Raw genomic sequence first — 1860 nt, forward strand, 5'->3', positions numbered from 1 at the left:
AGATAAGCTAGCTCATAACTTAGCTGATATGATATTAGATAAGTGTAAATAAATTAAACAAAGCTAATAATAGAATATTTATATACTATTATTAGCTTTTTAAGATTATTATAGTTAATTTTGAATAACATTTTGTATACTAATGTTATGTTGAGGAGGAAGGCTTTTGATAAGAAAAGGTAAAACTTATAATATATATTTAATACTTATAATACTTACTATAATAACAATAATACCTTTATTTATAAATCCTGTAATTAGAGGTGATGATTATTATTTTCATCTTCTTAGGATTGCTGATATAAAAAATTCAATTACATATGGTCATATACCGGTTAATATAATGCCTGACTCGTTATATGGATATGGATATGCTAATGGAATATTCTATCCGGATTTATTACTATATATTCCAGCTTTTTTGAATTTTATAGGAATTAATCTTAGAATTTCATATGGTATATTTTTATCATTATGTACATTAGCATCAACTTTTACAATGTTTATTTGTATTAAAAAAATATCAAATAGCAAAAATATAGCATTATACTCTACTGTAATATATATTTTTGCTCAATATAAAATAACTGATTTATATTTTAGAGCAGCTGTTGGAGAATATATTTCTTTTATATTTATTCCTATAATATTATTAGGAGTTTATGAATTATTATATAGAGATTATAAAAAATGGTACATACTTACTGCGGGGATATCTGGTATAATTTTATCACATCTTTTATCAGTATTTTTAGTAATAATTATGTGTATATTAATTTATATTATAAATATAAAAAAAATTATAAAAGATCCAAAAAGGATTTTATATTCCTTGGTTTCTGCAATTATAACATTGTTGATAACTGCTTATACTTGGATACCAATAATAGAACAAATGATATTAAGTAAGTTTAATATTCAGGAATCAAAACCTTTTGCATATGATAGATCTGTATCAATAAATGATATTTTGACCTTTAATAGAAACTCGAGGTTTTTTGTTGGAATAATACTAGTTATATTATCATTATTATATATTATTTTAATAATAAAGAAGAAAAATAATTTATTTGTTTTAACATGTTTTTTAGTTGGAGGATTATCTTTAATATTAACAATAAAAACTCCGTTCCTAAAAGAAATTTGTAATCATTTTACTTTGTTTAATAATATTCAATTTGCATGGAGAATGGGACTAATATCAACTCCATTACTTTCATTTGTATCAGGATATAGTATAAATAGTATATTTAAGGAAAAAAGAAAGTATTTTATTATAATAACTATAGTATTATTTTCTATTTTGAATTTAATAATATATAATAAATACTATATAAGAAAAAATGTAGATTTTAATAAATTTTCTACTAAGTATAGTGAGTTTATAGGAGCTGGTAAAGAATATTTACCAGAAGGTGCAAGTATAGAAAAAATAAAAAAACGTGGTAATATAGTTACAAGTAATGATAAGAATTTTAGGTATAGTAATTACATTAAAAAAGGTCCTTATATTAGTTTATATTATAAGGTTAGTAGAAAAGATTCTTATATAGATTTACCGTTATTATATTATAAAGGATATAATTTTAAAGTAGTATCAATAGATGGAACTAAAACAGAGTATGGGCAAGTAGAGAATAATAAAGATATGTATGTAAGAGTTAATATAGGTGATATAAAAGAAGGCAAATTAGTAGTTGATTATAGTGGTACTAATTTAATGAAATTGGGATATTTTATAACTATGTTCACTTTAATTTGTTTAGTTATATATTTTAGAAAAATAAATAAATGTTATAAATAAAAAAATGAGAAGTTATTTTAAAATAACTTCTCATTTTTTTATACAGCTTTTATTGA

The 1860-nt window shown here is 21.2% G+C and carries 1 protein-coding gene; it reads left to right on the forward strand.

Annotation, left to right across the window (positions count from 1 at the left end):
- The first annotated feature begins 166 nt into the window (after nt 1-166).
- The gene (locus Q4E08_RS12110; protein WP_303131286.1) at nt 167-1804 is read left to right on the forward strand and encodes a 6-pyruvoyl-tetrahydropterin synthase-related protein; all 1638 of its coding nucleotides are present in this window, start codon (nt 167-169) and stop codon (nt 1802-1804) included.
- Nucleotides 1805-1860 lie beyond the last annotated feature (56 nt).

The organism is Clostridium sp. (assembly GCF_030532265.1).
Classification (GTDB): Bacteria; Bacillota; Clostridia; order Clostridiales; family Clostridiaceae; genus Clostridium.